Raw genomic sequence first — 4,756 nt, forward strand, 5'->3', positions numbered from 1 at the left:
CGCGGCCATAGAGGCGCAGCGCATAGCCGATCATCAGCGCCGCGAGCGCGGGGATCAGCAGCGCGCGCCACGGCGCCTCGCGCCACGCCGCCCACAGCAGGAACAGCGTGAAGGTCGGCTTGCGCAACACGGTGCGGTCGAGGTCGTAGATCGCGACGCGGATTGGCAGCTCCTCGCTCATCGCTCTGTGGGTCCGATCAGGCGCAGTCTGCGCGCCGTCTTGCCGAGCGAGGCGCGGTCGGCGAGCGGCAGGGCAAAACGCAGTGCGAACCAGATCGCGGCGGCGGCGATCAATCCAAGCAGGGGCAGCGCGATGGCGTCCGGCAGCAGGTCGGCGAACATGGCCATCGTTCCGGCAACGAGGGTGATCGCGATCCCGCGTAAGGCAACCGCCGGAAATTGGGCGCCGAAGGGGTGGAGCTTCTCGATCGCCGCGAGCTGCAACATCGGGATCGCGGCCATCGTAACAAGCCCGATCGCCGTCGCCAGCGTCACCCCGGTCAGCGGGTCGAGATGGCCGACGATCAGCCACCCTGCGCCGATCGCGACCGCAACGCCGAAGATGCTGGCGGTGAGCTGCTGGCGGAAAGCGGCGACGACTTGCAGCACCGGCGCCGAAATCCCGAGCACCGCTTCAGCGGCGCGCGCGAACAGCAGGATGACGAGCGCGGCCTGCGCGGCCTGCGCGCCATGCCCGAAGAGCCCGAGCAGCGACGCGCTCCCCGCGGCGAGCACGGCGGCGAGCGGCAGCGCGATCGCCAGGATCAGCCGCGTCGCATAGGCATAGATGTCAGCGACCTGCCGGCGGTCCTCGCGTTCGGCGCTCGCGGCGAGCGGCGCCATCACATAGGTGAAGGCGATGCGTACAAGCTGGACAACGCTCGACAATTTTCGCGCGATCGTGAACAGGCCCGCCGCCGCGGCGCCCGCCGCGCCGGGGAGCAGCATGTTGAGGATCAGTGCGGGCGCATCGCCGAACAGCCGGGCGATGATGTTCGACGGCAGGATCGAAAGCCCCGCCCAGAAAGTGTTGCGCGCCGTCTCGCTGGCCCACGGCCCGCGCCACAGGTCGGCGAAACTGTAATGGCGCGCGAGCAGGCGCACGCTGAGCGCCGCGGTGATCGCGAGCGAGCAGAGATGCGCGATGAACAGCCCCTTGAGCCCGAGCCCGCCGGCGAAAAACAGCGCCGCGAATAGCAGCCGCAGCATCTGTTCCCAGACGATCCGCAGCCGGATTTCGGCGCCGAACACCATGCGCGCGCGCAGTGCCGAGGTCGCGATCTCGACAAAGGCCCACAGTGGCAGCGCCCAGACGAAGATGCGGATCGCGGGGGTGACGAGTTCGCGGTCATGGTCCGCGACATTGAGCAGCAGCCCGAGATCGGCGGCAAAAAGGGCGACCAGCGCCGCGACGATGATGCATGGGCCGACGCCGAAAACCATCGCGGTGCGCAGCGCCGCCGCAGCCTCGGTCTTGCCTGCCGATTGTGGCACGGTGCGCTGCATCGCGCTTGTCATGCCGAGATCGAAGATATTCTCGAGCAGGTTCACCGCCGCCCACAGCACGGCATAGAGGCCATAACCGGCAAGGCCGAACATCAGGACGTAGAGCGGCTGCGCGACGATCTCGACCACTGCGCCGAGGCGCGCCAGCACGGTCGTGCCAAGCCCGCGCGCGACGCTGCGGCTGGTAACGGCGGGTTGGGCGACGTCTTCGCTCATCGTTGCCGCACCTAGCGGCTCGTCCGCCGGGCCGCCAGCGGCTTTCGCCACTTGGGCTCCTTCACCCCCTTGTCGACTCTGCCATTCGGGGCTAGGCAGCGCGCAATTGCATAGGGAACCCCGCGATATGGCCCAATTCGTCCTGCCCAAGAACAGCCGCCCGCAAAAGACGGGCAAGGTCCACAAGGCCGATGGCGCCGCGGCGGTGAAGAAATTCAAAGTCTATCGCTATGATCCCGACAGCGGCCAGAATCCGCGGTTCGACACGTTCGAGATCGACACCGAAAAATGCGGTCCCATGGTCCTCGACGCGCTCATCAAGATGAAGAGCGAGCAGGATTCGTCACTGACCTTCCGTCGCTCGTGCCGCGAAGGCATTTGCGGCAGCTGTTCGATGAACATGAACGGCAAGAACGGCCTCGCCTGCACGACCGCGATCGAGGATCTGAAGGGCGACATCACGATCACCCCGCTGCCGGCGATGGACGTGATCAAGGATCTCGTCCCAGATTTCACCCATTTCTACGCGCAATATGCGTCGATCGAGCCCTGGCTGAAGACCAAGACGACGACGCCGAGCGGCAAGGAACGGCTCCAGTCGCCCGCCGAGCGCGAAAAGCTCGACGGGCTTTACGAGTGCATCCTGTGCGCCTGCTGCTCGACGAGCTGCCCCAGCTATTGGTGGAACAGCGACAAGTTCCTCGGCCCCGCGATCCTGCTTCAGGCGTATCGCTGGCTTGCCGATAGCCGCGACGAGATGACCGGCGAGCGGCTCGACGAGCTCGAAGATCCGTTCCGCCTCTATCGCTGCCACACGATCATGAACTGCGCGAACGCCTGCCCGAAGGGTCTCAGCCCCGCGCGCGCGATTGCCGAGATCAAGAAGCTCGAGGCCGAGCGGCAAGTGTGAACGACGGGATCGAGGAACCGAAGCGCCGGGATCATTTCAGCGCTGAGACGCTGGAGGATGGCTGGGTCAGCTGGAACCTCAAGGATCCCTGCCGCTTCAACGCTTTCATCGAACCGCTGACGGTCCGCGTCGAACCGCCGACCGCCGACGGCCGTCCGTGCGCAAGGGTGCGGATGCTGCCCGAGCGCAGGCACAGCAACCTCGGCGATAACGTCCATGGTGCCGTGACGCTGGCGCTCGTCGACATCGCGCTGTTCGCGGCGTCGCACCAGTTCGGATCGCTCAACGCCGGTCATTCGGTGACGCTCGACCTGTCGACGCAATTCGTCGGCGCGGGTCGCGTCGGCGAGCCGCTCGACGCCGTGGTCGAACTGGTGCGCGAAACCGGCCGGCTGATCTTCCTGCGCGGGCTGGTCGTGCAGGGCGAGGGTGACAGCCACATCGTGCTGACCTTCGCCGGCACCATTCGCAAGGCGAGCAAGGACCGGACATGACGGCGCGGCTCATAAATAGGGACAGTCCCTATTTAATTGCACCGGCCGAGGTGGCACGACCTGCGCCACCCTCAATAAATGGGGACTGTCCCTGTTTATGAGCGTCCTTGCCGCTTATGATGTGCTGGTCGCCGCGGGCGAACTCAAGCCCGACCCCGAACAACGCGCCGCCGCCGAGCGGTTGAGCGCGCTACAGGCCGAGCTGGAAGCGGTGCCGCCGCGCGGCAGCCTGCTCTGGCGCCTAGCCGGCCGCAAGCCGCAGGCCTTGCGCGGCGTCTATCTGTGGGGCGCGGTCGGGCGCGGCAAGTCGATGCTGATGGATCTGTTTTACGACCAGCTCGCTATCCAGCGGAAAAAGCGCGTCCATTTCCACGCTTTCATGCTCGACGTCCACGCGCGGATGCGCGAAGTGCGCAAAAGCGAGAGCGGCGACCCGATCCCGCTCGTTGCCGACGCGCTCGCCGAAAATACGCGCTGCCTCGCGTTCGACGAAATGGTGGTGAACAACAGCGCCGACGCGATGATCCTCTCACGCCTGTTTACTGCGCTGATCGATCGCGGGGTGACGATGGTCGCAACCTCAAACCGGCCGCCGAAGGATCTCTACAAGGACGGGCTCAACCGCGAGCATTTCCTGCCCTTCATCGCGCTGGTCGAGGAACGGCTCGACGTGATGAGCCTCAATGGCCCGACCGATTATCGCCGCGACCGGCTCGGCGGTGGCGCGCGCTGGTTCGTTCCCGCCGACGATGCGGCGAGCGCGGCGCTGTCGGCCGCTTTCTTCCGCCTCACCGACTATCCGCCCGAGGACCGCGCGCATGTCCCGACGCTCGAACTCGACGTCGGCGGCGGGCGGATGCTCCATGTGCCGAAGGCGCTGAAGGGCGTCGCGGTCTTTTCGTTCAAGCGGCTTTGCGGCGAAGCGCGGGGCGCCGCCGATTACCTCGCGGTCGCGTGGCATTTCCACACCGTCATCATCGTCGGTATCCCGCGCATGGGGCCGGAGAACCGCAACGAGGCCGCGCGCTTCGTCACGCTGATCGACGCGCTTTACGAATATAAGGTCAAGCTGCTCGCGAGCGCGGCGGCGATGCCCGATCAGCTTTACATCGCGGGCGACGGCGCGTTCGAATTCGAGCGGACGGCTAGCCGCCTCGCCGAGATGCAGTCGGATGACTATCTGGCTCTGGGCCACGGCCAGCAGGACGCCGCTGGTGATCTTTCTCCAGCGTGACGAATGGACCGTCACCGCGATGAGGTCGCGGAGGGGCTTATCGCGGTCTCTCAAAACGCCTTATAGTTATTGCGAACTATTAGCAAAGAAAGCCCGTTTTTCGTCCTTTTCGCAGTTGTTTCATTAACAGAATCGGCGTAGGGGCGTCGCCAGTCTTGGGACCGGCATGGCACTTTAGCCCGTGTGCCGACCGGTCTGTGAACCAATGCCGGGCTTGCCAGGAAGGGAGTGCCTCGCGCCATGGGACGCAAGAAGATCGCTTTGATCGGAGCCGGAAATATCGGCGGAACATTGGCGCTGCTCGCCGCGCAGAAGGAGCTCGGTGACGTCGTTCTGTTCGACGTGGTCGAAGGCGTGCCGCAGGGCAAGGCGCTCGACCTGTCGCAGGTCGGCCCG

Annotated in this window: 5 protein-coding genes and 1 pseudogene; 4 read left to right on the forward strand and 2 right to left on the reverse strand. The window is 65.8% G+C overall.

Annotated elements, in window-relative coordinates; translation table 11 throughout:
- Positions 1-181, reverse strand: a pseudogene (locus VJ811_RS03185) (HAD-IB family hydrolase); the annotation flags it as partial.
- Positions 178-1,773: a lipopolysaccharide biosynthesis protein gene (locus tag VJ811_RS03190; RefSeq protein WP_324070833.1), complete on the reverse strand. Its 1,596-nt coding sequence runs from the start codon at positions 1,771-1,773 to the stop codon at positions 178-180. The pseudogene VJ811_RS03185 and the gene VJ811_RS03190, both read right to left, overlap by 4 nt.
- Before the next feature lie 76 nt (positions 1,774-1,849).
- On the opposite strand from VJ811_RS03190, the gene VJ811_RS03195 reads away from it, so the two are divergent.
- The 4 genes from VJ811_RS03195 to VJ811_RS03210 form a co-directional block, all read left to right on the forward strand.
- Positions 1,850-2,632 (forward strand): succinate dehydrogenase iron-sulfur subunit, encoded by a 783-nt coding sequence (locus tag VJ811_RS03195; protein ID WP_248456734.1) that lies wholly within the window; start codon positions 1,850-1,852, stop codon positions 2,630-2,632.
- Entirely contained in the window at positions 2,629-3,126 is a 498-nt protein-coding gene (locus tag VJ811_RS03200; RefSeq protein WP_324070835.1) for a PaaI family thioesterase, read from the forward strand. Before VJ811_RS03195 ends, VJ811_RS03200 begins: the two co-directional genes overlap by 4 nt.
- Before the next feature lie 97 nt (positions 3,127-3,223).
- Positions 3,224-4,360 (forward strand): cell division protein ZapE, encoded by a 1,137-nt coding sequence (zapE, locus tag VJ811_RS03205; RefSeq protein ID WP_324070836.1) that lies wholly within the window; start codon positions 3,224-3,226, stop codon positions 4,358-4,360.
- 240 nt (positions 4,361-4,600) lie between these two features.
- A partial coding sequence (locus VJ811_RS03210; RefSeq protein ID WP_414711907.1) for a lactate/malate family dehydrogenase occupies positions 4,601-4,756 on the forward strand: 156 nt, incomplete at its 3' end.

This window comes from Sphingopyxis sp. (assembly GCF_035250425.1).
Classification (GTDB): domain Bacteria; phylum Pseudomonadota; class Alphaproteobacteria; order Sphingomonadales; family Sphingomonadaceae; genus Sphingopyxis.

Excerpts from the sequence above, each read along its gene's own strand:
- VJ811_RS03195 (WP_248456734.1), top strand. The coding sequence starts at position 1,850 with ATGGCCCAATTCGTCCTGCCCAAGAACAGCCGCCCGCAAAAGACGGGC.
- zapE (WP_324070836.1), top strand. The coding sequence starts at position 3,224 with ATGAGCGTCCTTGCCGCTTATGATGTGCTGGTCGCCGCGGGCGAACTC.